This is a genomic window from Minwuia sp. (assembly GCF_048007105.1).
Lineage (GTDB): Bacteria > Pseudomonadota > Alphaproteobacteria > Minwuiales > Minwuiaceae > Minwuia.
Genome location: NZ_CP180352.1, coordinates 4,492,811 through 4,515,982, shown reverse-complemented (window position 1 = coordinate 4,515,982; position 23,172 = coordinate 4,492,811). Strand labels below are relative to the sequence as shown.

The following is a 23,172-nucleotide window of genomic DNA, read 5'->3' as shown; positions in this document are numbered from 1 at the left end:
GATGAAGGCGAGGAGGGTGGTCGTGGGGATCATGGATTACTTGACGCGCTCGCCCTTGACCCACTCGGTCTTGGTCTCGGTACCGTCCGCGTCCGTCAGGGTTCCCTGGCCATGGCGCTCTCCCTCGGCCCAGCCGCCCGAATAGGATGAGCCTGTCGGGAAATGCTCGAACGCAAAGCCGTGTGGCTGGCCATCCTTCCAGATGCCCGTGATGGAACGCCCGCTCAGATAGTATCGGGCGCCGTATCCGTTGGCCTTGCCGTTCTCCAGAACGCCTTCGTACTTGTTGTGCGTGACCCAGTCGCCGTTCAGCATGAACCGGCCCTTCAGTATCCCGTCGCCGCTCGCCTTGCCGCCCGGACACGCGCCGCTCCACACGAGCGTTTCACGAGCGTGCGGCCAGTCATTCCACGCCTTGCAACGGCTTCCTTCCAGAACCTGCCATCCGGGACGTGTGCGGGCGTCAACTTGCGTCAACATGTCAACAATATCATGGTCATAGGGCGTGCCTGCCGGCATCTGCCAGTCAGTCCGGTAGGCCTGCGCCGCCGCGGCAAGCTGTCGATCCGGATCGCCGGGATATCGCTCGGGATCATACCCTTCGCGCGCGAGGAGGAATTCGAGCTCGAATTCGATGTAATCGTCATCCTCTCGGTCTTCTGCGTGCGCGGTGACGGCTTTGGATCTGAGCTGCGACAGCAGCGCGGTGCTCGGCTGGCCGTCAACCTTCAGCCCCGCGTCCTTCTGGAACGCGCGGATGGCGTTCCCGGTCTTGGTGCCCATCAGCCCGTCGGCGGGGCCGGGATCGTAGCCGTGCTCCGCGAGAAGAAGCTGGGCCGATCTCAGTCTTTGCCTTGCATCCAGTTCGCGCGAAAACCGGAAACGGCCGCGGTCCCAGTAACCATGGATCATCGTTCCATCGGCAAAGCTGTATCTGCCCGGGCCATGGTAGAGGCCGTCGAACAATTCGCCTTCGTAGACCTGCCGGAAGTCGATATCCCATGGATTGAAGAGACGGTAGTTGTCCTCCACGGTGATCCGGAGGATTCCCGATGGATTTCCGCCTGGACAGGCGCCGTCCCAGGACACCAGTTTCACCTGCTCCAGAGACGATCGGCGCGCGCCGCCACGGATCCTGCATTCGGAAGAAAGAGGTTTTTCACCAGGTTCCCCCAGGCGCCACTGGTAAATACGCCGGACGATCACCGCCATGTCGAATGAGAGATCGCCATCGGGCTCCAGGCCCAGATCGGATTGAAATTTTCTCAATGCGGTACGGGCCGTCACGTCGAAAGGTGCGGTTCCGGTTCCCGCCGGATATCCCATTTCCGTCAGCTGGTCTCGGGCAAAGCCATATTCGACGTCGTTTAGACTGTCGCTCGAATTCGCATAGCCGGTTCCTGAGCAGACGAACCAGACGAAGGCAACAATGAAGCAGAGACGTCTGATCACCCTTCTTCCCCACATGATGCCATTCCGACACCCGAATGCTACTCAATGGCATGCATCAGGCCAATCTGGTTCTCGGCGCGCGGCGGCTTGGTCTTGGTCACCCAAATCTGGATTGGGGAGGAACCCCCGAGGGGGTATGGATCCTGATTCAGTCGTGGAAGTTGGTCGTATTGCCTACCTGGCTGCATTTCATCATACGACCGCCCGCATTGGCGGTGCCCCAGCCGACCAAGCGGCCGTTCTCGTGGATCCCCATGCACCAGCGGCCGTCCGCGAACCAGTAGGTGCCATGGCCATTGAAGGTGTCATTGGCGAAGGCTCCGTCGTAGCGGTCGCCGCTCGTGAACTGGAGCACGCCCTTGCCGTGAAACCTGTTGTCGCGGAACTCGCCCTTGTAGACGTTGCCGGAGGCATCGCGAAGCGTGCCGTAACCGTTCCGCTTGCCCTCGACAAAGCCGCCCTCGTAGCGCACGCCGTTCGGATAGCTGATGATCCCCTGGCCATCGTAGCGGCCGTCCACGACTTCTCCGGAATAGGCTGTCCCGTTTCTGAACCTGAACTCGCCACGCCCGTTCGGTTGGTGATTGCGGAATTCCCCTGAATACTCGCCGTTTTCCATGGTCAATCGGCCCTGACCCTGCCGCTTTCCATTTACCCACTGGCCGCTGTAGACCACGCCGTCGGAGTAGGTCATGGTCCCGGTCCCGTTGATCCTGCCGTTCAGGAACTCACCGTCATAACGAGCGCCGTTTGCGAAAGTTACCGATCTGCGACCGGTGAAGTTCGCAAGGCTATCCTTTTCCGGGGGAATCGCCTTCGACTGCGCCGTCTGGCCGCCTTGGGGCGGCGCGCTGGCTTCGCCGACAAACTGGCCCTTCCGGAACATTCCCTCAAGGATGCGCCCGTCATGGTACTCGAGGCGTCCGCTGCCGTGCCGTTCGTCGTCCTGCCATTCGCCCGTATATGTATTGGTCTCATTGCCCACAACCTGGACGAATGTGCCCCATCCATTGCGCTTTCCGTCACGCATCTCGCCATTGTGGTAGTCTCGTTCGTACCACTTTCCATCGAGCATGTAGCGCTCGGTCAGACGTCCCTTGCCGTGCAGCTTCCCGCCCTGACATCCCCCGTTCCAGTGAAATGACTGGCGTGCGCGGGCCTCGCGGATCCAGACCTGACAACCGCTGCCTTCGACGCGCCGCCATTTCGGTTCGGATACCGGATGCCTTCCGAAGAGTATCCCGATGACAGTGTCGTCATCCGGGGTGCCGCCGCTCAACTGCCAGTCGCGGCGAAACGATTCGATGGCCTTCCGGGTTCTGGCGCCCATCTTTCCGTCCTCAGGTCCGGCATCGTAACCATGCAGGTTGAGCGAAAACTGAAGCACGGTGATGGCCTCTGCATCCCCCTTTCCGGGGTCTGGTCTCCGGGCGGTACTTGCTGCGCCACCGCCGGATGATTTCAGCTGTGCCAGCAGGGTGTCGGTGGGCTGGCCGTCAACCTTCAGCCCCGCGTCCTTCTGAAACGCGCGGATGGCGTTCCCGGTCCGGGTGCCCATCAACCCGTCGGCAGGGCCGGGATCGTAGCCCCTGTCGGCGAGCAGTTGCTGGATCGAGCGGACGTCCGTCGGATCGGCTTCGTTCTGAAACAGGAACTTGCCATTCGCCCAACGTCCATTGATGACGGTTCCGTCCTCGAAGGTGTATGTACCTTTGCCGTGATAGAATCCGCTGTTGAGTTCGCCCTCATAGATCTGACGAGTGGTCTTAATGTTCGGCAGATTCACGACGTCCTGCACGACCAGCCGTATCTGGCCAGCAGGTTTCCCGCCCGGACAACTGCCGGTCATCTCAATCAACCTCACCCCCCCGCCGACAAATCGTCGTCCAGCGTAAATTTCGCACTTTCTGCTGCCTCCGCCGACGGGGAATAATGCGCTTCTGATCGGATTGCCGGTACGCCATTCCTGCATCCGGTATACAATGATCGCCATATCTCGCGTCAGCTTGCCATCCGGCCGGATGCCGACCGCGGACTGGAATTGCCTCAGTGCCTTTTGCGCGGTCTTGTCGAAGCCGGCATCCTCCGCTCCGGCCTTGAATCCCATCTGGTTCAGCGCGCGCTTGACCCTGCCGAGCGCCTCGCCATGGATTTCGGAAACTGCTGGCGCGCCGGTCCCGTCAAGCACCATGGCGCGGCCCTTCTCCCACCTGCCCGTCACCGAAAGGCCATTGAAGAAGAAGTACTTGCCATTGCCGTCGAAGAAGCCGGCGCGCATATTGCCTTGATAGAAGTCGACGACGGTGCGCGCTTCTCCTGACGAAAGCCGATAGTGCCGCTCAATGCGCAGCTTTCCCTCACCCGAGGCCTTGCCGGTGTAACAGCTGCCGGTCCAATTCAACACCCTGGCTGCTCGATGGAATGTCTGGTCGATCGATTCCCTGGCACCAAAGATCGTGCATGTCGGATGCTGAAGAGCGACCGGGGTGTCTGTGCTCCGCCATGCGTTCATCCGATTGGCGATGAGGAACGTGGAAAGCTCCGGTTTGCCGGTGGAGCGGAAGCCGAACGCGGTCTGGAAGTCACGTATGCCGTCATCCAGCGCAGCATCACTGAACCGGCTGTTAGCCGATTCTTCGTTGATGAAGCCGAGAGCCTTCAGGAAGTAACCGAGCTCCTGCAAGCGTTCGCGTGTCAGTTCTTCTTCAGCATTCGCCGCTGATCCCGTGTTCAGCAGGGCAAGCAGGCCCAAAGCCAGCCCAATTGCGCGCAACATCCCTCACACCCTCCCGAAGCAGGTCCCGTTTGAAAGAGGTTACCCCTACGGAAAGTGGGAGGCGAGTCCGTCCTCAGATCGGGCTGATCGCGCGTTTCTTGGGCGGGCCGGGGTCGTGGGGGCGGAGGGGCGCGGTGGCCAGGGCCTCGGCCAGCACCTGGCGGGTCTGGCTGGGCAGGATCACATCATCGATGCCGAAGTGCTCGGCGGCGCGCAGTGGCGTCAGGTTCCTGCGGATATCGGCTTCCAGCTCGGCCTTGCGGGCGACCGGATCGGCGGCGTTCTGCCAGTCCCGGCGGTAGGCGACGTTCAGTGCGGTCTCGATGGACATGGCGCAGAGTTCGGAGGTCGGCCAGACCCAGCAGCCGTCGGCGTGGAAGCCGCGCCCGCCGTTCATGGCGTAGTAGCCCGCGCCATAGCCCTTGCGGACCATGATCGAGTAGCGCGGCACGGTGGCGACGCCGAGTTCGTAAAGCAGCTTGGCCGCACGCAGGGCCACGGTTGAGGCCTCGGCCCCGGTGCCGACGGCGATGCCGGGCACGTCGACGAAATAGACCAGCGGCAGGCCGTAGGCATCGGCGATGGCGATGTGGCGCGCGGCCTTGTCCCCGGCCTTCGCGTCCAGCATGCCGGCCAGGAATTGCGGGTTGTTGGCGATCAGCGCCACCGGCTTGCCGCCGATGCGGGCGAAGGCGGTGACGATGTTCTTCGCGTGGGTCGGCTTGATCTCGAAATAGCTGTCGCGGTCGACGACGGCCTTCAGCGCCTTGCGCATGTCATAGGCGCGGCGCGGGCTGTCGGGCACCAGCGTGTCGATGCCGTCATCGTCGGGGTCGGACGCGGCGGTCACCGGCGGCGCCATGCCCGAGTTCGAGGGCAGATAGGAGAGGTAGCGGCGGATCGCGGCGAAGCATTCTTCCTCGGTCTCGGGGGCCATGTCGGCGAGGCCCTGCCGGTCGGCCTGCACGGCCGCACCGCCGAGGCTTTCGGTGTCGATCTCCTCGCCCGTGGCCGCGCGCACCAGCGGCGGGCCGCCCACGCCCATCTGCGCGTGGCCGCGGCGCATGATGCGGAAATCGGCGAAGCTGGCCATATTGGTCGGGCCGGCATAGCCGGGGCCGAACACGGCGGTCACGATCGGGGCCCAGCCCGAGAGCCGCGCCAGCATGTGGAAGATGTTCCCGGCGGAGGCGAAGTGGCGGCTGTCTAGGCCGTCCTGAATGCGGTGGCCGGCGCCTTCCTGCAGCCAGATCAGCGGATAGCCGTTGCGGATCGCCAGATCGATCACGCGGTTGGTCTTCATCGAGCCGATGGGCCCGACCGAGCCGCCGAGTACCGTGAAGTCGTCGGAGAGGATGTAGACCGGCCAGGCCGTCGACGCGGCCGCTGCCGACGACCACGCCATCTGCCGGCGCGTCCAGCTTCGAGGTCAGGTCGGTGTCCCTGAGAGGTTCGACAAGACCGCCGATCTCGCGGAACGTGCCCGGATCCAGCATGGCGTCGACGCGTTCCCGCGCCGTCAGCCGGTCCCGGCCGTGCTGTTTGGCGACTGCCTCGGGCCGTCCGCCGTCCATCACCGAGGCGCGCTTGGCCTCCACCGCGGCCATGCGGTCCGTCGCGCTGTCATGTGTCATGTCCGAAGCCTCCCCGCCTCCGTTCCAAGGTTCCGCGGGCGATATGCCGAGGTCAAGTGGCCGGCTCGCCGACCGGTCGCTCCGGCAGGCCCTTGTCGGCCCAGCGGGCGACGATCAGCGACAGCGAACTGCAGATCGCGAAGCCGACCGGCAGCGGCAGCACCGTGCCGTCCATGGCCTGGCCGATGGCGACGCCGATGGGCAGGCCGACCGCGGTGGAAAAGAAGCCGATGAAGGCCGATGCCGCGCCGGCATTGCCGCCCATGGGCTCCATCGCGACGGCGTTCATGTTGCCGAACAGCATGCCGACGCCGAAGAAGCAGACCATCAGATAGATCATCCATCCGACAATGCCGGGCTGGTGACCGGTGGCGGTCATCCAGGCGATAAGGACCAGCGAGGCCAGCACCTGACCCGACAGCGCCAGCCGGAGCAGGCGGCGCATCCCGTAGCGCATCACGATGCGCCCGTTCACGACCGATGAGATGCCAACCGTGGCCGCGCCGGCCGCGAAGTAGAAGACGAAGGCCTCGCCGGTGCCGTAGATGTTCTGGAAGACCTGCTGCGAGGCGCTGATGTAGCTGAGGAACGGCGCGAAGACGAAGCCGGTGGCGACGGTATAGCCCAGCGTCACGCGGTTGGTCGCCGCGTTGCGGATGCCGCCGCCGATGCCGCTGAGCGACAGCGGGCGGCGCTTCGGTTTCGGCAGGGTCTCGGGCTGGCGGATGCCGAACCACGTGGTCGCGACGGCGGCCAGCACCAGGAAGAAGATGAAGATCAGCCGCCAGTCGCCCAGCCACAGGATCGCCTGTCCGGCCATCGGCGCCAGCACCGGCACCAGAATGAACACCGCCATGATGAAGGACATCACCCGGGCCATGGCGCGGCCGGCCAGGCTGTCGCGAACAAGGGCGACGGTGACGATCCGCGTCGCCGCCGCGCCGAAGCCCTGCAGCGCCCGGCCGGCCAGCATGGTCTCGAAGTCGGTCGCGAACAGCGACAGCAGGCAGCCGATGACGAAGAAGACGATACCGACATAGACCGCGGGCTTCCGCCCGATACCGTCGGACAGCGGGCCGTAGACCAGCTGTCCCAGCCCCAGCCCCGCGAACAGGAACGAGATGATCAGCTGGTTCTCGGTTGCGTCGATGACGCCGAGCTCGGTCCCCATGTCGGGCAGGGCCGGCAATACCGTGTCGATGGCGAGCGCCATCATCGACATCAGCATCGCCAGCATGATGACGAATTCGACGGGGCCGGTTCCTTTTTGGGTATCGCTCATGCAGGTTCCTCGGACGGGCGCGCAACCTAGCTCAACGGCATCTGCATGCGCACCGAAAGATTAGATGGCTATCATGCCGGACGGGAGGACACCGCCATGGAAGCGATTGCGATTACGGGTACGGGCATCGTCTCGGCGCTCGGATGCTCGGTGGAGAAATACTGGGCGGCGATGCTGGCGGACGAGAGCGGCATCTCGCTGGCGCCATGGTGCGATCCGGAACGCGACGGGGGCAGCGTCTTCTGGGGCACCGTGACCGATTTCGATCCGCTCGACTGGATGGACGAGAAGATCGCCGACGGCACCGACATGTTCGCGCAGATGGCGCTCGCTGCCTCGCAGCAGGCGATGGAGCAGGCCGGGCTGCACGGCGGCGGCTTCGATGCCGAACGCCTCGGCGTCGTGCACGGCACGTCGGGCGGTGGCGTCCGCGCCTTCCAGAAGGCGCAGTACATGCTGGATACCGAGGGCCCGCAGGCCGTGCCGCGCAAGACCCAGCTGCAGGTCTGGGCCAACATGGCGGCCGGCCAGATCGCGCTGCGCTACCGGCTGCACGGGCCGAGCCTGACGGTGACGACGGCCTGCGCCTCATCGCTGGACGCGATCGGCACCGCGGCCCGGCTGATCCGGGCCGGCGACGCCGATGTGGTGATCGCCGGTGGTACCGAAGGCGGCATCTCGGCGCCGGGCGGCAAGCGCGACGGGGACTTCGTGCCGGCCATGTATTACGCGGGCGGGGCCTACGGCATGGAAGGCGCGTCCGACGATCCGCGCCGGGTGATGCTGCCCTTCGACGTGAAGCGCCAGGGCATCGTGGTGGGCGAGGGCTCGTCCATGCTGGTGCTGGAACGCGAATCGCATGCGAAGGCACGTGGTGCGAAGATTCTCGGCTATCTCCGGGGCTACGGTTCGCTCTCCGACAGTTTCCATCCCTCATCGCCCGATCCGTCGGGGCAGTGGGAAGCGAAGGCGATGGAAAAGGCCATCAGGTCGGCGGACATGAGCCCGTCGGATGTCGGCGGTCTCGCAGCGCATGCGACTGCGACGCCCAAGGGCGACACGGCCGAGATCAACGCCATCAACATCGTGCACGGCAAGGGCCGAACCGCGCCGCTGCCGGTGACGGCGACCAAGGGCCATTTCGGGCACTCCGGCGCGTCGTCGGGCGGCATGTCGCTGATCGCGCTGCTGAAGGGCATGCATGAAGGCACTTTCGTCCACACCTCCAATATCGACGAGCCGGATCCGGCCGCCGAGTTCGAGGTCGTGCACGGCACGCCAAAGCAGCTCGACTACGACGTCGCCCAGATCAACTCCTTCGGCTTCGGCGGCCAGAATGCGTCGGTGGTGATCAGCCGGAGCTGAGGTGCCTGCCTGCCTTTGTTGTCCTCGGGTCAAGCCCGAGGGCGGCAGGATGTGTTCCGGGTTTCGCTTCCCCGCCGCGTGCTCTAAATCCCCGCGCATGACCCAGGACCTCCCCATCGCCGCGACGGCGGACTTCGTCATCGTCGGTTCCGGCAGTTCCGGCAGCGCGCTGGCGGCGCGGCTGAGCGAGGACGGGAAGCACTCGGTGCTGGTGCTGGAGTTCGGCGGCACCGACTTCGGGCCGCTGATCCAGATGCCGGCAGCACTCAGCTATCCGATGAACATGCCGCGCTACGACTGGGGCTATCGGTCCGAGCCCGAGCCTCATCTGGGCGGACGGCGGCTGGCCTGCCCGCGGGGCAAGGTCATCGGCGGTTCGTCCTCGATCAACGGCATGGTCTATGTCCGCGGACACGCGCTGGACTATGACGGCTGGGCGCAGGCGGGCGCGCGCGGCTGGGCCTACCGGGACGTGCTGCCCTATTTCCTGCGCATGGAATCGAGCCATGGCGGCCAGTCCGGCTGGCGTGGCGAGAGCGGCCCGCTGCATGTGACCCGCGGACCGCAGAAGAACCCGCTCTACAAGGCCTTCGTCGAGGCTGGGCGCGAGGCGGGCTATCAGGTCACTTCGGACTACAACGGCGAACAGCAGGAAGGTTTCGGGCCGATGGAGATGACGGTCTGGAAAGGCCGCCGCTGGTCCGCCGCCAACGCCTATCTGAAGCCGACGCTGAAGCGTCCGAACCTTTCGATGAAGCGGTGCCTGGTGCGGCGCGTGGTCCTCGAGGGGCGCCGGGCCGTCGGCGTCGAAATCGAACGCGGCGGCCGCATTGAACAGATCCGCGCGAACCGCGAGGTGATCCTCTCTGCCTCCTCGATCAACTCGCCGAAGCTGCTGATGCTGTCGGGCATCGGCCCGGCGGCGCATCTGAAGGAATACGGCATCGAGGTCCTGGCCGACAGGCCCGGCGTCGGGGGCAACCTGCAGGACCATCTGGAACTCTACATCCAGAAGATCTGCAAGCAGCCGGTCAGCCTCTATTCCAGTCTCAACCTGGTCTCGAAGGCGATGATCGGCGCACAGTGGCTGTTCACGAAGACCGGCCTCGGCGCGACCAATCATTTCGAGGCCGCGGCCTTCATCCGCTCGCGCAAGGGCGTCACATACCCCGATATCCAGTACCACTTCCTGCCGGTGGCTATCCGCTATGACGGCAAGGCCCCGGCGAAGGCACACGGCTTTCAGGTGCATGTCGGGCCGATGCGCTCGCCCTCGCGCGGCCGCGTCAGCCTGTCCTCCGCCGATCCCAAGGCCGCGCCGTCGATCCTGTTCAACTACATGTCGGCTGAGCAGGACTGGGAAGACTTCCGCACCTGCATCCGCCTGACACGCGAGATTTTCGAACAGCCCGCGATGGCGCCCTATGCCGGACCGGAAATCGCGCCGGGCGACGATGTCACTTCCGACGAGGCGCTGGACGACTTCATCCGCGAAGCGGTCGAGAGCGCCTATCATCCCTGCGGCACCTGCCGTATGGGCGACCCGGAAGACCCAAACGCGGTGGTCGATCCGGCCGGGCAGGTCATCGGGACCGAAGCGCTCAGGGTGATCGACAGTTCGGTCTTTCCGCGCATTACAAACGGTAACCTCAACGGCCCGTCGATCATGGTAGGGGAGAAGATGGCCGATCACGTTCTGGGCCGTACGCCTCTCGCGCCGGACGACCGGGAACCCTGGCTGCACCCGGACTGGGAGAACGCCCAGAGGTAGAGCCTTCCGTAGCGTATCCACTCTGACATATCGACGTTGACGGAGCATTGCGGATGGCGCGGCAGTCCAGAGCATCCCTGAATCACAGCTTCCGCCGCTGGCTGGTCGGCGGCCGCCGGCCCGGCGCGTCGGCGCTGGAGGCGCAGCAGGCCGAGCAGATCTTCGGCTTCCGCATCGCGGGTCTGGGGCGGTTGCTGCTCTGCGTGGCGCTGGCGCTCTACGTGCCCGTGGGCATGCCGGCCCAGACGCAGGGGCAGGTGCTGCTGGGGCTCGCTGGTTTCGCGGCGATCAGCGCCGTGCAGATGGCCATGGCCGACCGGAACTGGTTCCAGACATGGGGCAAGTATGTCTTCATCGCCATCGACCTCGCCGTGATCTACGTGGCTGTGGTATTCAGAAACCCGTTCGGTGAGAACCTCTGGACCCTGGTCCAGTCCTTCCGGCTGGAATATTTCCTCTTCTTTTTCCTCTATCTGGGCTGCGTGGCGCTGACCAACGCGCCGTCTCTGGTGCTGGGCGTTGGCCTCGCCATATCGGCGGCGTGGTTCGCCACCACAGTGTATCTGTCCGGCCAACCGGGCGTCCTGACCTGGTTCGATCTACCGGGCGGCTCGCTCAATTCGGACCCGGCGGAAGCGCGGGCGCTCTATCTGCACCCGGACTTCTTCGACAACAGCGCCCGGCTTCTTGAACTCGTCACGATGACGGGGCTGTCGGCCCTTCTGGCGCTGGCAGCCTGGCGGGGCCGTCTCAACTTCCGCCGCTTCACCGCGGCCGAGGAGCAGCGCCGCCTCGCGCGGGAGACGTTCAGCAAGTACGTCCCCGAAGAGGTCGCGCAGGAACTGCTGAGCCACGGCGGCATTCTCGAGCCCGAACGGCAGGAGGCGTCGATCCTGTTCGCCGACATCGAGGGATTCACCGCCTCCAGCCAGGCCGCCGATCCGGCGCATGTACTGGAGATGCTGAACGCCTACTACGATGCGGCAGGCGAGGCGGTGACGCGGCATGGCGGCATCGTCACCCAGTTCCAGGGGGACGGTCTGCTGGCGACCTTCTCGCCGCCGCTGGCGGGTGAGAACATGGCGGCGTCGGCCGCGGCTGCGGCAGCTGACATCCAGCGGCTGGTCGCGGAGCGGGATTTCGCCGGCAAGCGTTTCCGGGTGCGGATCGGCATCGCCACGGGACCGGTCATCGCCGGCGCGCTGGGTGGGCGGCAGCGTCAGTCCTATACGGTGATCGGCGATACGGTGAATCTGGCCGCCCGGCTGGAACAACTGAACAAGGAGCAGAAGACGCGGACGCTGCTCTGCGATCGCACCGCGGCGATGATGGGCGCCGACACCTGCGATCCGGTCACACGCACCGCCGTCCGGGGCCGGGACGCGGAAATCGAGATATTCACCCTCCGCGGCGGGGCGTGAACGGCCTCAGAGCGATTCCGCCATCTGGCGCAGTTTCGCTTTCTGGATCTTGATGCCGTTGGCCGACTGCGTGACCGGGAAGGCGTCCAGGGCGATGACGCGGGCCGGAACCTTGTACTTCGCCAGACCGGCATCGCAATGGGCGATCACGGCGGCCTCGTCATAGTCGCCGCCGGCGGGAATGACGAAGGCCACGGCGCGGCTGCGGCCGCCGACGACGGCGCTGACGACCTGCACATCGCTGACCGACGGGTGCTCCAGCAGGCGCGCCTCGATCTCCGCCGGAGCGACGAGGAAACCGCCGAGACGCAGCACGTCGCCCATGCGGGAGAGATACTCGAAGCCGCCGTCTTCGGTCAGTTGCGCCAGGTCGCCTGTGCGGACGAAACCGTCGTCGGTGAAGGTCTTCCCGGTCGCCTCCGGATTGAGGAAATACTCCATCATCATCGACGGACCACGCAATTCGAGTTCGCCCGGCTGCCCGGGACCGAGCAGGTCGCCCGTCTCGTTGTCCCGGACCCGGCAGGCGGCGCCGTCGCCGATCGGAATGCCGCCGCCGCGCTTCCTGACGTCGATGGATGAGCCGTCCGGCCAGCGGCAATAGAGCGCCTGTACTTCGGACATGCCGTAGACGCCCGTGAGATACATGCCGCGCGCCTCGGCCCGCTCGACGATGTCCTCCAGCGCCGGATTGAACAGCGCGTAGATGCCCGACCGGAAGGCAGGGAACGGCACCGCCTCGTCCGTCGACTGCAGCATCATGTTGTACATGTCGTCCGAGCCCGCGGTGTGGGTGACCTTGTGGGTCTTCATCAGCCGCACGGAATCGGGAATGTCCAGGAAAGGCATGGTCACCAGCGTGCGTCCCGAGGCGATGCCGCCCATCGACTGGGTCAGCCCGAAGACGCCGCAATAGGGCATGGCGACCAGATGAACCACATCTTCGCCGCGCCAGCCGAAGCGGTCGGCGATCTGCAGGCCGTGATCGGCGATCGACGACTGGTGATGCAGCACGAATTTGGGCTTCGACGTGGTGCCGGAGGTGGTGAAGATCGCGACGCCGAGATCGTCGGCGGCAAAGTCCTCGACGAGTTCGTCCGACGCCGCCAGATCGTCGTAGGAGATCGCCTCGGCCTGGGGCAGGGGCGAGACGACGGGCGCACCGGCCTCGGAATAGACGATCAGATGACGCAGCTCCGGCAGGTCCGCGGGATCGATCTCGGAGAGCATGTCGTTGAACGGGATGCCCTTGAAGTCGGGCCAGTAGATCATCGCCTTCGCGCCTGCGCGGCCGGCGATGTCGGCGACCTCGACAGAGCGGTAGCGGGTGTTCACGGCCAGCGCGATGGCGCCCAGACGGGCGCAGGCGAAGAACATCGCCAGATAGGCAGGGGCGTTGGGCAGCCAGCAGGCGACCCGGTCGCCCTTGCCGATGCCGAGGTTTTTCAGTCCCGCGGCGACACGACGGGACTCCGCGGCCAGTTCGGCATGGGAAATCTCTCGGTCCTGATAGACCAGCATCGGCCGGCCTTCGGCCCGTTCCCCGGCGATGGCGAGCAGTTCGGTCAGGTTGGTCATGTGGCAGCGGTCTCCGGCGGTCGCGTCGTCTTCTCTGCGAAGATCAGTTTCATCGTCTCGCCCACATCGCGGACTTCGGCCTCGTCCAGCAGGCCCTTCGACGTCAGGAAGTCGTGGGCGACCGGAAGATTGTAGAAGGGGATGGACGGGTAGAGATGGTGCTCGATGTGGAAGTTCACATTGTAGGGAAAGAACAGCCAGAGCAGCCATTTCGGTCCGGTATTGGTCCGTGCCGCGGTCAGCGGAGATCCGTAATCGGAAACGGCGCCATGCTCGCAGATGGCGCGGAGCCGGAGCAAGGGCTGCAGAAAGGTCAGAAGCGGCACCACCCAGAGGATCAGATATTCCAGCAGGAACCCGCCCGCCCAGGCGATGCATGGCATGATCATGTGGAAGCCCAGGACCCACCACCGGTCGGCCCGTGCCGCCGCCCTCAGCCGTGGCGAGGTATCGTTCAGCGGTCGGTTGGGATCCCCTGTCTCCGCGTTGATGGCCGGCGCGCCGAAGAAGTATCGGTAGGTCATGAAGGCGGTGCGGCCGAACAGATCGAGGAACAGCTTCCGGGCCAGATAGGTTCTGCCGCGCGGATAGCCGGCGTTCAGCGGGATATCGGGATCCTGCTTTCCGTAGAGGTGGTTGTGATGCAGCCGGTGGGTCACCCGGTAGGTCGGCATGGAGATGCCGACGATGCCGCCTGTGATGCGGCCGACAATGTCGTTCAGCCGCCGGTTCCGGAACAGGCGGTAATGGGCAGCGTCATGGGCGATGACGAAACAGGCCTGTTGCCGGGTCGCGATCAGGAACATCAGCGGCACAACGACAAGCGGATGCCACCAGGTGACGGCTGCCCAGATCATCACGGCGATCGCGGCGTATAGATCGAGCAGCGCCATCCAGGCGCGCGAGTCGCGCTGCTCGGACAGCTGGCGCACCAGTTCCGGCGCGAGCCGGTCCCACCGGCGTTCGTCCTCCCTGAATGCCTCCCCCGTGATCATGTCGCTCTTATATCGTACGCCTGCGTACGATTGAAGCGGGTCAGCCCTTCGGGAAGTCGAGCCCCATCTCACGGTAGCGCGCCGGATCGTCCAGCCACTTCTCCCGCACCTTCACGAAGGTGAAGAGATGCACCGGGCGTTCCAGGATCTCCGACAGTTCCTCGCGCGCCTGACGGCCGATCTCGCGGATGGTCGCGCCGCCCTTGCCGAGCACGATCGCCTTGTGGCCGTCGCGGGTCACATAGATCACCTGGCTGATCTTCACCGACCCGTCCTTGCGCTCCTCCCAGGCTTCGGTCTCGACCGTCAGCGCATAGGGCAGTTCCTGATGCAGCCGCAGGAACAGCTTCTCGCGCGTGATCTCGGCGGTGAGGATGCGGTTGGGCATCTCGGTGATCTGGTCTTCGGGATAAAGCCACGGTCCCGGCTGCATCTTCGCCGCCAGCCTGTCCAGCAGGTGCGCCACGCCGTCGCCGGTCAGCGCCGAGACCATGAAGATCTCCTCGACATGGTCCATCTCGCCGAGCGCTGAGGCCAGCGCCAGGAGATTGTCCTTCTTCACCAGGTCGATCTTGTTCAGCACGACCCAGATCTTCTTCTGCTGGGCGGCGAGGTTGGTCAGGATTCGTTCGACGTTCTCCGTGATGCCGCGCTGGGCGTCGATCAGCAGCACAGTCATGTCGCCCTCGGCGACGCCGCCCCACGCCGCGTCGACCATGGCCTTCTCCAGCCGCCGTTTCGGCTGGAAGATGCCCGGCGTGTCGACGAAGGCGATCTGGACCGGGCCGTGCAGGGCGATGCCGATCACCCGGGCGCGGGTGGTCTGGACCTTCGGGCTGACGATGGAGACCTTCGCGCCGACCAGCTGGTTCATCAGCGTCGACTTGCCGGCATTCGGCGCGCCGGCCAGGGTCACGAAGCCCGCCTTCGTCTCGTTTTCGGCGTCAGCCATGATCTTTCATCCGTTTCAGCAGCGACTTCGCCGCAAGTTGTTCGGCTTCCTTCTTCGATCCCGCCTCGCCGGTTCCGGATTCGCCGTGGACCGTCGCCTGCATGGTGAAGCGCGGCGCGTGGTCGGGACCGGTGCGTTCCAGCATCTCGTAGACCGGCAGACCGAAGCCTGCGGCGGCGGACCATTCCTGCAAGGCCATCTTGGGATCCTGCGGGGTCTTCTTCAATCCGGCGATCCGGTCGCCCCAGAGCGGCAGGATGAAGGCCTTCGCAGTCTCCAGCCCGCCATCCAGATAGAGGGCGCCGATCACCGCCTCGCAGATGTCGGCCAGGATCGCGGGCTTGCGATGTCCCTCGCTGCGCCGTTCCGGATCGGACATGCGGATGTGGGCGTCGAGGCCGATCTCGAGCGCGATCTCGGCCAGGGTCTCGCGGCGCACCATCTCGTTGAAGCGTTTCGCCAGATTGCCGGCGTCGGCCTTTCCGTAGGCCGTGTAGAGCTGTTCGGCCATGATCACCGCCAGCACCCGGTCGCCGAGAAACTCCAGCCGTTCGTAATCGCTCTCCCTGTCCCGCCGTCCCATCTTCAGGGCGGAAGGATGGGTCAGGGCTTCTTTCAGCAGTTCCGGATCGGCAAAGCTGTGGCCGATGATGGATTCGGCGCTTTCGGCGGGGTCACTCAATAATGTCGCCCAGCCGCGAGTACCGGATGTTGGTGAACAGCTTCCAGACCTGCCACCAGCGGAAGTCCGTATCGATGGAAAAGAACAGCACGTCCGCGCGGCCGACAAGGTTCTCGCCGGCACCATGCCGACGCCGCGTGCGCGTACCGGTACACGGCTGTCGGAGGAGTTGTCGCGGTTGTCGCCCATCATGAAGTAGTGGCCCTTGGGCACGGTAAAGACGCCGGTATTGTCCAGCCGCGCATTCTCGATCTCGTCGAGAACGAAGTAGCTGCGGCCGTTGGGCAGGGTTTCCTTGTACTGGCGGACGAAGCTCATGCGGCCCGTCTCGTCGTAATACTCGAAGTCGGCGACGGCCTCGCGCGGCACCGGCTTGTCGTTGATGTAGAGAACGCCGCCGCGCAGTTGCACCCGGTCGCCCGGCATTCCGATGATCCGCTTGATGTAGTCGGTCCGGTTGTCGGACGGCAGCTTGAACACCGCCACGTCGCCGCGCTCCGGCGCGGTCTGCAGGATGCGGCCGTCGAAGATGTCGGGGCTGAACGGGATCGAATGCTTGCTGTAGCCGTAGGACAGCTTGGAGACGAACAGGAAGTCACCCACCAGAAGCGTCGGCACCATCGAACGCGACGGGATGTTGAAGGGCTCGTAGGCCAGGGTGCGGATGACCATGGCGATCGCGACCGCATAGATGACAGTCTTGAGCGTCTCGAGAATGCCGCCCTTCGATTTGGAAGCCATCCAACCGCCTTGCTTTCTGGGGGAAATGACGCGACGTCGCGCCGGGCAATGACGCGGCGTGTTGAAACGCAAAGCGCCCCGATAGTCAATCTTCATGCCGTCCGGACCTCCGGCTTGACCTGCCGCACCCCGATCCGGGAAGCTGTCGGCCGACCATCGGAACAGGGGAGAGAGCGATGAAGATCGAAGGCGGCTGCTATTGCGGCGAAATCCGGTACGAATCGACCGGCGACATCCAGTTCCAGATGCAGTGCCACTGCCGCGAGTGCCAGTACATCACCGGCGGCAATCCGAACGTTATCAATGTCGTGCCGGCCGACGGCTTCCGCTTCACCAAGGGCGAACCGAAGAGCTTCACGCGCAGCGATCTGGAGAAGCCGGTGACCCGCTATTTCTGCGGAAACTGTGGCACCGCGATCGGCACAAGGACCCCGTCGCGGCCCGACAGCTTCATCATCAAGGTCGGTACGATGGACGATCAGAGCCACTTCAAGCCGCAGGCCGCGATCTTCGCCATCGACAAGCGCCATTACCACCACATCGACGAGGGCGTGCCCACGTTTGAGAGGCGGCCGGGCTAGGTTCAGAAAGTCACCCCCGATGGCCCGCCGGGCCACTCGGGGGGCCGGTGCGGCTTCGCCGCAAGCGTCATGGTTCGACCGGATGCCCGAGCAAGGCGGGCATGACAACGTATGGCCGAGCGGCGATGCCTGTTCAGGCGGGCAGGGCTTCCAGGATCACGAAGGCCTGGGCGAGGTCGCCCTCGTCGGTGAGCGAGATGTGGACTCGCCCGGTCATCCCGTCCGGCGTCATCCGGTCGAGCGTTTCGAGAGCGCTGCCGGAAAGCGTCAGTTCCGGCTTGCCGTTCGGCGCCGACGAGATCTCGATCTCCTTCAGGCCGGCGAACTCACCGATGCCGGTCCCCAGAGCCTTCGAGGCGGCTTCCTTGGCGGCGTAGCGGCGGGCGAACCGCTGCGCCGAGTCGGCCCGGTTCACGCAGGCGGCCTGCTCCGCGGGCGTGAAGCAGCGGTCCAGGAACCGCTGGCCGAAGCGCTCCATCGACTGCGCGATGCGCCGCGTGTCGCAGAGATCGACGCCGATACCCAGGATCATGCGGTCGTCAGGCGCTGGCGCTGCCGGTGGCGTTTGCCCGGGCGTTGTCCATCAGGCTCCGCATCCGCGTGATCGCCGAAGTCAGGCCGGAGAAGATCGCCTCGCCCACCAGGAAGTGGCCGATATTGAGTTCGACCAGTTGCGGGATCGCTGCCACCGGGCCGACCGTGTCGAAGGTGAGTCCGTGTCCCGCATGGACCTCCAGTCCCAGCCCTGCCGCGTATTCGGCAGCGTGGACGATGCGGGCGAGTTCGTGTGCCCGCGCCTGCGGATTGTCTGCATCGCAATAGGCGCCGGTATGCAGTTCGACGACCGGCGCGCCAAGGGCCTTGGCGACGTGCAGCTGCACCGGCTCGGGGTCGATGAACAGGGAGACGCGGATGCCCGCATCGACAAGGCTGCTGACGAAAGGCGCCAGATGCTTGTGCTGGGCGGCGACGTCCAGACCGCCCTCGGTCGTGACCTCCTCGCGCTTTTCCGGCACCAGACAGGCCGCGTGGGGCTTGTGGCGCAGCGCGATGCCCAGCATTTCGTCGGTCGCGGCCATTTCCAGATTCAGCGGCAGGTCGATCTCGGCGGTCAGCCGCTCGATATCGACATCGGAAATGTGCCTGCGGTCCTCGCGCAGATGCGCCGTGATGCCGTCGGCGCCGGCCTCGGCGGCCTGCCGGGCGGCGCGCACGGGATCGGGATGCCCGCCCCCGCGGGCGTTGCGGATGGTGGCGACGTGGTCGATGTTGACGCCGAGGCGCAGACGGTTGCCTGTCATGACGCGGTCCTCCGGACTGGATCCATGCCCCAATATAGACCGGTTTGGCCGAAAGTAAGGCGCTCAGGCGGCGCGCTTGAGCGCTTCCTCGACCAGCACCAGCCGGTCCTGCCCGAAAAACATGTCGGTCTCGTTGACATACATGGTCGGGCTGCCGAAGCCCTGACGGTCCATCACTTCCTGGGTATGGTTCTTCAGCCGCTGCTTGATCTCGGGGTCGTTGGTCTTCTCCAGGATCGCGGCGGCGTCCAGTCCGACAGCCTCGGCGCAGGCGGCGACGACCTCGTCCTGGGCGATATCCTGATTGCGGCCCCAGTAGGCGTCGCAGACTTCCAGCGCCAGCGTCTCGCACTTTCCGATGTCCGCCGCCGCGATGCAGGCGCGCATCGCCTTCACCGAGTTCACGGGGAAGATGGTCGGCCAGTTGATCGTCACGCCGCGGTAGTCGGCCCAGTTCATCAGGTCCTTGCGCATGTAGCGGTACTTCGGATGGTCGGGGTTGGCGCGGGTCTCGTAGACCTCCTTGTTGATCTGGTTGAAGATTCCGCCGACCAGGATCGGCCGCCAGATCAGCTCGGCCCCGTGGGCGCGGGCGATGCCGCCCACCTGGGTGATCGCCAGATAGGTCCAGGGCGACGAGCAGTCGAAAAACACTTCCAGCTTGGACATCGGCATTCCTCCCCTTTTGCCGCGCGGTCTTATCGCTATCCTAGCGGCCAAGTCCAAGGGGAGGAGTGACAAACATGCATCCAGGCGTCCACGGCGCGGAACGGCCGGACAAGCCGGCCTACATCATGGCGTCCACCGGCGAGGTGGTGACCCACGGCGATCTCGACCGCCGCTCCAACAAGGGCGCGCATTATTTCCGCTCCATCGGCCTGAAGCACGGCGATGCCATCGCCATCTGCATGGAGAACAACCGGCACTTCCTGGAGATCTGCTGGGCCGCGCACCGCGCCGGGCTCTACTACGCCTGCACCTCGAGCTATCTGACCGCACCCGAGGTCGCCTACATCGTCAACGACTGCCAGGCCCAGGTCTTCATCTCCTCGACCGCCAAGGCCGACGTCGCGAAGGACGTCCCGAAGGAGACGCCGAACGTCCATACCTGCCTGCTGGTTGGCGGCGGGATGGACGGGTTCGCAGACTGGGACGCCGCCATCGCCGACATGCCCGAGACCCCGATCGCCGACGAGTGGGAAGGGCACGACATGCTCTATTCGTCCGGCACGACGGGCCGGCCGAAGGGCATCAAGATCGATCTCGAGGACCGCAAGCTCGGCGAGGTGCGCCCGTCGATGCAGGCGATCTCGGCGCTCTACGGCATCGACGCGAACACGACCTATCTGTCGCCGGCGCCGCTCTATCACGCGGCGCCGCTGCGCTACAATCTGCTGATGAACCGGGTCGGCGCGACCACCATCGTGATGGAGCGCTTCGATCCCGAACGCGCCCTGCAGCTGATCGAGGAATACAAGTGCACCCACAGCCAGTGGGTGCCGACCATGTTCGTGCGCTTCATGAAGCTGCCGGAGGAAGTCCGGCAGCGCTACGACGTCTCCTCCATGAAGGTCGCCATCCACGCCGCCGCGCCGTGCCCGGTCGAGGTCAAGCAGGCCATGATGGACTGGTGGGGACCGGTCATCTACGAGTACTACGCGGGCACCGAGGGTTCCGGTTTCGTCGCCGCCAATCCGCATGAATGGCTGGCCCATCCGGGTACGGTCGGGCGGGCCATTGTCGGCGAAATCCGTATCTGCGATCAGGACAATCCGGACGACGAACTGCCCCAGGGCGAGGTCGGCCAGATCTTCTTCGCCAACGGACCGGCCTTCGAATACCACAACGACAAGCAGAAGACCGCGGAGAGCCGGAATTCGCACGGCTGGACCACGCTCGGCGACATCGGCTACCTGACCGAGGACGGCTTCCTGCATCTGACCGACCGCAAGGCCTTCATGATCATCTCCGGCGGCGTGAACATCTATCCGCAGGAGATCGAGGACCGGCTGATCCTGCACCCCGAGGTGATGGACGCGGCCGTGGTCGGCGTACCGGACAAGGACTTCGGAGAAGCGGTGAAGGGTGTTGTCCAGCTCAAGAACCATACCCACGCCAACGAGGCCATGGCCGAGAAGCTGATCGCCTGGTGCCGTTCGGAACTCAGCGCGATCAAGACGCCGAAAAGCATCGACTTCGAGGAAGAACTGCCGCGCCACGCCAACGGCAAGCTCTACAAGCGCCTGCTGAAGGACCGCTACTGGGGCAAGAAGGACAGCCGGATCATCTAGCCGGCACAGACGCCGTCAGACGTGCTGGCCGCCATTGATGTGGACCTCCGCACCGGTGACGTAGCTGGCCTGGGGCGAGCACAGGAAATAGATCGTCGCGGCGACTTCCTCGGGCCGGCCGAGCCGGTGCATCGGGATGTCTTCCTCGACAAGCTTCTCGGTCCCCGGCGACAGGATCGCGGTGTCGATCTCACCCGGCGCGATGGCGTTGACGCGGACGCCGTGCGGGCCGAAATCGGCGGCCATCTCGCGGGTCAGCGCGGCCAGCGCCGCCTTGGACGTGCCGTAAGCCGAGCCGGCGAAGGGATGCACGCGGCTGCCGGCGATGGAGGTGACGTTGACCACCGCGCCTTTCGCAGCCTTCAGTTCGTCGAACAGCCCGCGCGCCAGCCATACCGGCGCGAACAGGTTGACGTTGAAGACGGCGTACCAGTCGTCGGGTTCGGTGTTGAAGGTGTTCAGCCGCGACCCGCTCGGCCCCTTCGGCGAAATGCCGGCATTGTTGATCAGGGCGTCGAGGCGGCCGTTGTGCAGCTTCGACTTCAGGGTGCCGATGCCGTCCTGGATCGCGGCGGCGCTGGAGAGGTCGAGCTGGACGTGATCTTCCTCGCCATGTTCCCAGGGGCAGTCCTCGGAGAACGGGTGGCGCGAGACGGTGATGATGCGCCAGCCGGCTGCGCCGAAACGCTTCACCGTCGCGTGGCCGATGCCGCGCGAGGCGCCTGTCAGGATCAGTGTCTTTCCGGTTTCGGGCATGGCAGCCAGATTACCTCACGCCGATTGCTGTTTGGAGTCGGGCTGCAACTCGTCCAGCTCCGCCGAGGTCACCCGGTCGTACATGTCCGCCAGATCCTCGGCCCCTGCGGGGTCGAGGTGAACGAAGACCTCGGCGCCCGGATGAATGTTCTGCACCTCCATCTCGACCATGTCGGCAATGACATGGGCGCGGTAGAGCGACAGATGCCCGTCCAGTTCGACGTGGACCTGGATGAAGACCGACAGGCCGGACTGGCGCGTACGCAGGTCGTGCACCGCGCGCACCTCGTCGATGGCCAGCGCTGCCGCCTGTATGCGCGTGCGCTCGTCCTCGGGCAGTTCGCGGTCCATCAACTGGGCGAACGACGAGTTGACGATGTTCCACGCCCCTCGGAGCAGCCAGGCGGCGATCAGCAGGCCGATGATCGGATCGGCGGCGTGCAGTCCGAACATGGAAGACAGCACCAGCGCGAGGATGACGCCCGCGTTCATCAGCAGATCGCCTGAATAGTGCAGCAGATCGGCGCTGATCGCGACGGAGCCCGATTTCGCGACCACGAAACGCTGGAACATGACCAGGCCGAGGGTCAGCGCGATCGATATCACCATGACGGCGATGCCGAGATTGGACGCCTGGACCGGCTCGGGACCGGTCAGCCGGGCGGCGCTTTCCCAGGCGAGAAACACGGCGGAGCCGGAGATCAGGGCGCCCTGGGCCAGCGCGCCGATGGATTCGGCCTTGCCGTGGCCGAAGCGGTGTTCCTCGTCGGCGTCGGTCAGGCTGTAGCGGACCGCGAACATGTTCACGACCGACGCGGTCATGTCGAGGATCGAGTCCAGCAGCGAGCCGAGCATCGCCGTCGAGCCGGTCATGACGAAGGCGACCGTCTTCATCGCCACCATCGTGCCCGCAGTGAGCACCGAGGCGATGGTGGCGAGGCGCATCCAGGCGCCGCTATCGCGCTTCGGTTCGGCCATCAGGGATACAGGATCTCCGTCTTCCAGCCGCTGCCCTCGCGCACGAAGTTCAGCCGTTCGTGCAGACGGAAGGGGCGGTCGCGCCAGAACTCGATGCGCGAGGGTACGATACGGAAGCCCGACCAGTGCGGCGGCCGCGGCACCTCGCCGATGGCATATTTCGCGGCGAACTTCGCGACCCGCTTCTCCAGTTCGAACCGGCCCTCCATCGGGCGGCTCTGGTCGGACGCCCAGGCGCCGATGCGGCTGTCGCGGGGGCGGGACGCGAAATACTCGTCCGCTTCCTGCTCGCTCACGCGCTCCACGCCGCCCTCGACGCGGACCTGCCGGCGCAGCGACTTCCAGTGAAAGCAGATGCCCGCCTTCGGATGGGCCAGAAGGTCGCCGCCCTTCTGGCTTTCATAGTTGGTGTAGAAGACGAAGCCGCGGTCATCGACGTCCTTCAGCAGCACCATGCGCACGCTGGGCATGCCGTCCGGCCCGACGGTCGCCACGGACATGGCGTTCGGGTCGTTCGGTTCGGCGTCGCCGGCTTCCTTCAGCCAGGACTTGAAATGCGCAATCGGATCGGTCGGTTCGGACATTCTGGGCTCCGTTGGATGGGCCGAACATAGCG

The 23,172-nt window shown here is 65.2% G+C and carries 18 protein-coding genes and 3 pseudogenes; 5 read left to right on the top strand and 16 right to left on the bottom strand.

All coding sequences use genetic code 11. The annotated features are described in order from the left end of the window. Positions 1-36 precede the first annotated feature (36 nt). From ACMVY4_RS21940 to ACMVY4_RS21920, 5 genes and pseudogenes are all read right to left on the bottom strand, one after another. Positions 37-1,452, bottom strand: a complete 1,416-nt coding sequence (locus ACMVY4_RS21940; RefSeq protein WP_416898067.1) for a peptidoglycan-binding protein — start codon at positions 1,450-1,452, stop codon at positions 37-39. Between the two features lie 148 nt (positions 1,453-1,600). Beyond that, a complete protein-coding gene (locus tag ACMVY4_RS21935) occupies positions 1,601-4,228 on the bottom strand; it encodes a peptidoglycan-binding protein (protein WP_416898066.1) in 2,628 nt (875 codons plus the stop codon). A 73-nt stretch (positions 4,229-4,301) separates the two neighbouring features. Beyond that, on the bottom strand, positions 4,302-5,633 hold the full coding sequence (locus ACMVY4_RS21930) for an acyl-CoA carboxylase subunit beta (protein ID WP_416898065.1): 1,332 nt from the start codon (positions 5,631-5,633) through the stop codon (positions 4,302-4,304). A gap of 19 nt (positions 5,634-5,652) precedes the next feature. Continuing rightward, positions 5,653-5,724 (bottom strand): annotated as a pseudogene (locus tag ACMVY4_RS21925) (hypothetical protein); the annotation flags it as partial. Positions 5,725-5,914: 190 nt separating this feature from the next. Continuing rightward, the gene (locus ACMVY4_RS21920) at positions 5,915-7,144 is read right to left on the bottom strand and encodes a multidrug effflux MFS transporter (protein ID WP_416898064.1); all 1,230 of its coding nucleotides are present in this window, start codon (positions 7,142-7,144) and stop codon (positions 5,915-5,917) included. Between the two features lie 96 nt (positions 7,145-7,240). Here ACMVY4_RS21920 and ACMVY4_RS21915 point away from each other — a divergent pair, with 96 nt between their 5' ends. From ACMVY4_RS21915 to ACMVY4_RS21905, 3 genes are all read left to right on the top strand, one after another. Then, positions 7,241-8,509: a beta-ketoacyl-[acyl-carrier-protein] synthase family protein gene (locus ACMVY4_RS21915; protein ID WP_416898063.1), complete on the top strand. Its 1,269-nt coding sequence runs from the start codon at positions 7,241-7,243 to the stop codon at positions 8,507-8,509. 97 nt (positions 8,510-8,606) lie between these two features. Continuing rightward, positions 8,607-10,280 (top strand): choline dehydrogenase, encoded by a 1,674-nt coding sequence (gene betA, locus ACMVY4_RS21910; RefSeq protein WP_416898062.1) that lies wholly within the window; start codon positions 8,607-8,609, stop codon positions 10,278-10,280. A gap of 53 nt (positions 10,281-10,333) precedes the next feature. Further along, the gene (locus ACMVY4_RS21905) at positions 10,334-11,701 is read left to right on the top strand and encodes an adenylate/guanylate cyclase domain-containing protein (RefSeq protein ID WP_416898061.1); all 1,368 of its coding nucleotides are present in this window, start codon (positions 10,334-10,336) and stop codon (positions 11,699-11,701) included. A 6-nt stretch (positions 11,702-11,707) separates the two neighbouring features. Here ACMVY4_RS21905 and ACMVY4_RS21900 read toward each other — a convergent pair whose 3' ends face one another. The 5 genes and pseudogenes from ACMVY4_RS21900 to lepB all read right to left on the bottom strand — a co-directional run bounded on the left by ACMVY4_RS21900 (position 11,708) and on the right by lepB (position 16,649). Then, positions 11,708-13,279 (bottom strand): AMP-binding protein, encoded by a 1,572-nt coding sequence (locus tag ACMVY4_RS21900; RefSeq protein WP_416898060.1) that lies wholly within the window; start codon positions 13,277-13,279, stop codon positions 11,708-11,710. Further along, the gene (locus tag ACMVY4_RS21895) at positions 13,276-14,274 is read right to left on the bottom strand and encodes a fatty acid desaturase family protein (protein ID WP_416898059.1); all 999 of its coding nucleotides are present in this window, start codon (positions 14,272-14,274) and stop codon (positions 13,276-13,278) included. The genes ACMVY4_RS21900 and ACMVY4_RS21895 overlap by 4 nt, the downstream gene beginning before the upstream one ends. Positions 14,275-14,314: 40 nt before the next feature. Continuing rightward, positions 14,315-15,226 carry a GTPase Era gene (era, locus tag ACMVY4_RS21890; protein WP_416898058.1) on the bottom strand — a complete coding sequence of 304 codons (912 nt, stop codon included), beginning with the start codon at positions 15,224-15,226 and terminating at the stop codon, positions 14,315-14,317. Further along, positions 15,219-15,869: pseudogene (gene rnc / locus ACMVY4_RS21885) on the bottom strand (ribonuclease III); the annotation flags it as partial. The gene era and the pseudogene rnc, both read right to left, overlap by 8 nt. Before the next feature lie 31 nt (positions 15,870-15,900). Further along, positions 15,901-16,649: pseudogene (gene lepB / locus ACMVY4_RS21880) on the bottom strand (signal peptidase I). Between the two features lie 176 nt (positions 16,650-16,825). Here lepB and ACMVY4_RS21875 point away from each other — a divergent pair. After that, complete coding sequence (locus ACMVY4_RS21875; RefSeq protein ID WP_416898057.1) at positions 16,826-17,230, top strand: GFA family protein; 405 nt, start codon at positions 16,826-16,828, stop codon at positions 17,228-17,230. A 133-nt stretch (positions 17,231-17,363) separates the two neighbouring features. Here ACMVY4_RS21875 and acpS read toward each other — a convergent pair whose 3' ends face one another. The 3 genes from acpS to ACMVY4_RS21860 form a co-directional block, all read right to left on the bottom strand. Continuing rightward, on the bottom strand, positions 17,364-17,762 hold the full coding sequence (acpS, locus tag ACMVY4_RS21870) for a holo-ACP synthase (protein WP_416898056.1): 399 nt from the start codon (positions 17,760-17,762) through the stop codon (positions 17,364-17,366). A gap of 7 nt (positions 17,763-17,769) precedes the next feature. Continuing rightward, positions 17,770-18,531, bottom strand: a complete 762-nt coding sequence (locus ACMVY4_RS21865) for a pyridoxine 5'-phosphate synthase (protein WP_416898055.1) — start codon at positions 18,529-18,531, stop codon at positions 17,770-17,772. A gap of 63 nt (positions 18,532-18,594) precedes the next feature. Next, on the bottom strand, positions 18,595-19,200 hold the full coding sequence (locus ACMVY4_RS21860; protein ID WP_416898054.1) for a 2-hydroxychromene-2-carboxylate isomerase: 606 nt from the start codon (positions 19,198-19,200) through the stop codon (positions 18,595-18,597). Between the two features lie 74 nt (positions 19,201-19,274). Between ACMVY4_RS21860 and ACMVY4_RS21855 the strand changes: the two genes are divergently transcribed. Further along, on the top strand, positions 19,275-20,822 hold the full coding sequence (locus ACMVY4_RS21855) for an AMP-binding protein (RefSeq protein ID WP_416898053.1): 1,548 nt from the start codon (positions 19,275-19,277) through the stop codon (positions 20,820-20,822). Positions 20,823-20,837: 15 nt separating this feature from the next. On the opposite strand, the gene ACMVY4_RS21850 is transcribed toward ACMVY4_RS21855, so the two are convergent. From ACMVY4_RS21850 to pdxH, 3 genes are read right to left on the bottom strand one after another with little or no spacing between them, the layout of a single operon-like run. After that, the gene (locus ACMVY4_RS21850) at positions 20,838-21,578 is read right to left on the bottom strand and encodes an SDR family NAD(P)-dependent oxidoreductase (RefSeq protein ID WP_416898052.1); all 741 of its coding nucleotides are present in this window, start codon (positions 21,576-21,578) and stop codon (positions 20,838-20,840) included. A 15-nt stretch (positions 21,579-21,593) separates the two neighbouring features. After that, positions 21,594-22,556, bottom strand: coding sequence for a cation diffusion facilitator family transporter (locus ACMVY4_RS21845; protein WP_416898051.1), 963 nt, complete (start codon positions 22,554-22,556; stop codon positions 21,594-21,596). After that, positions 22,556-23,140, bottom strand: coding sequence for a pyridoxamine 5'-phosphate oxidase (gene pdxH, locus ACMVY4_RS21840; protein ID WP_416898050.1), 585 nt, complete (start codon positions 23,138-23,140; stop codon positions 22,556-22,558). Before pdxH ends, ACMVY4_RS21845 begins: the two co-directional genes overlap by 1 nt. Between the last annotated feature and the right edge of the window lie 32 nt (positions 23,141-23,172).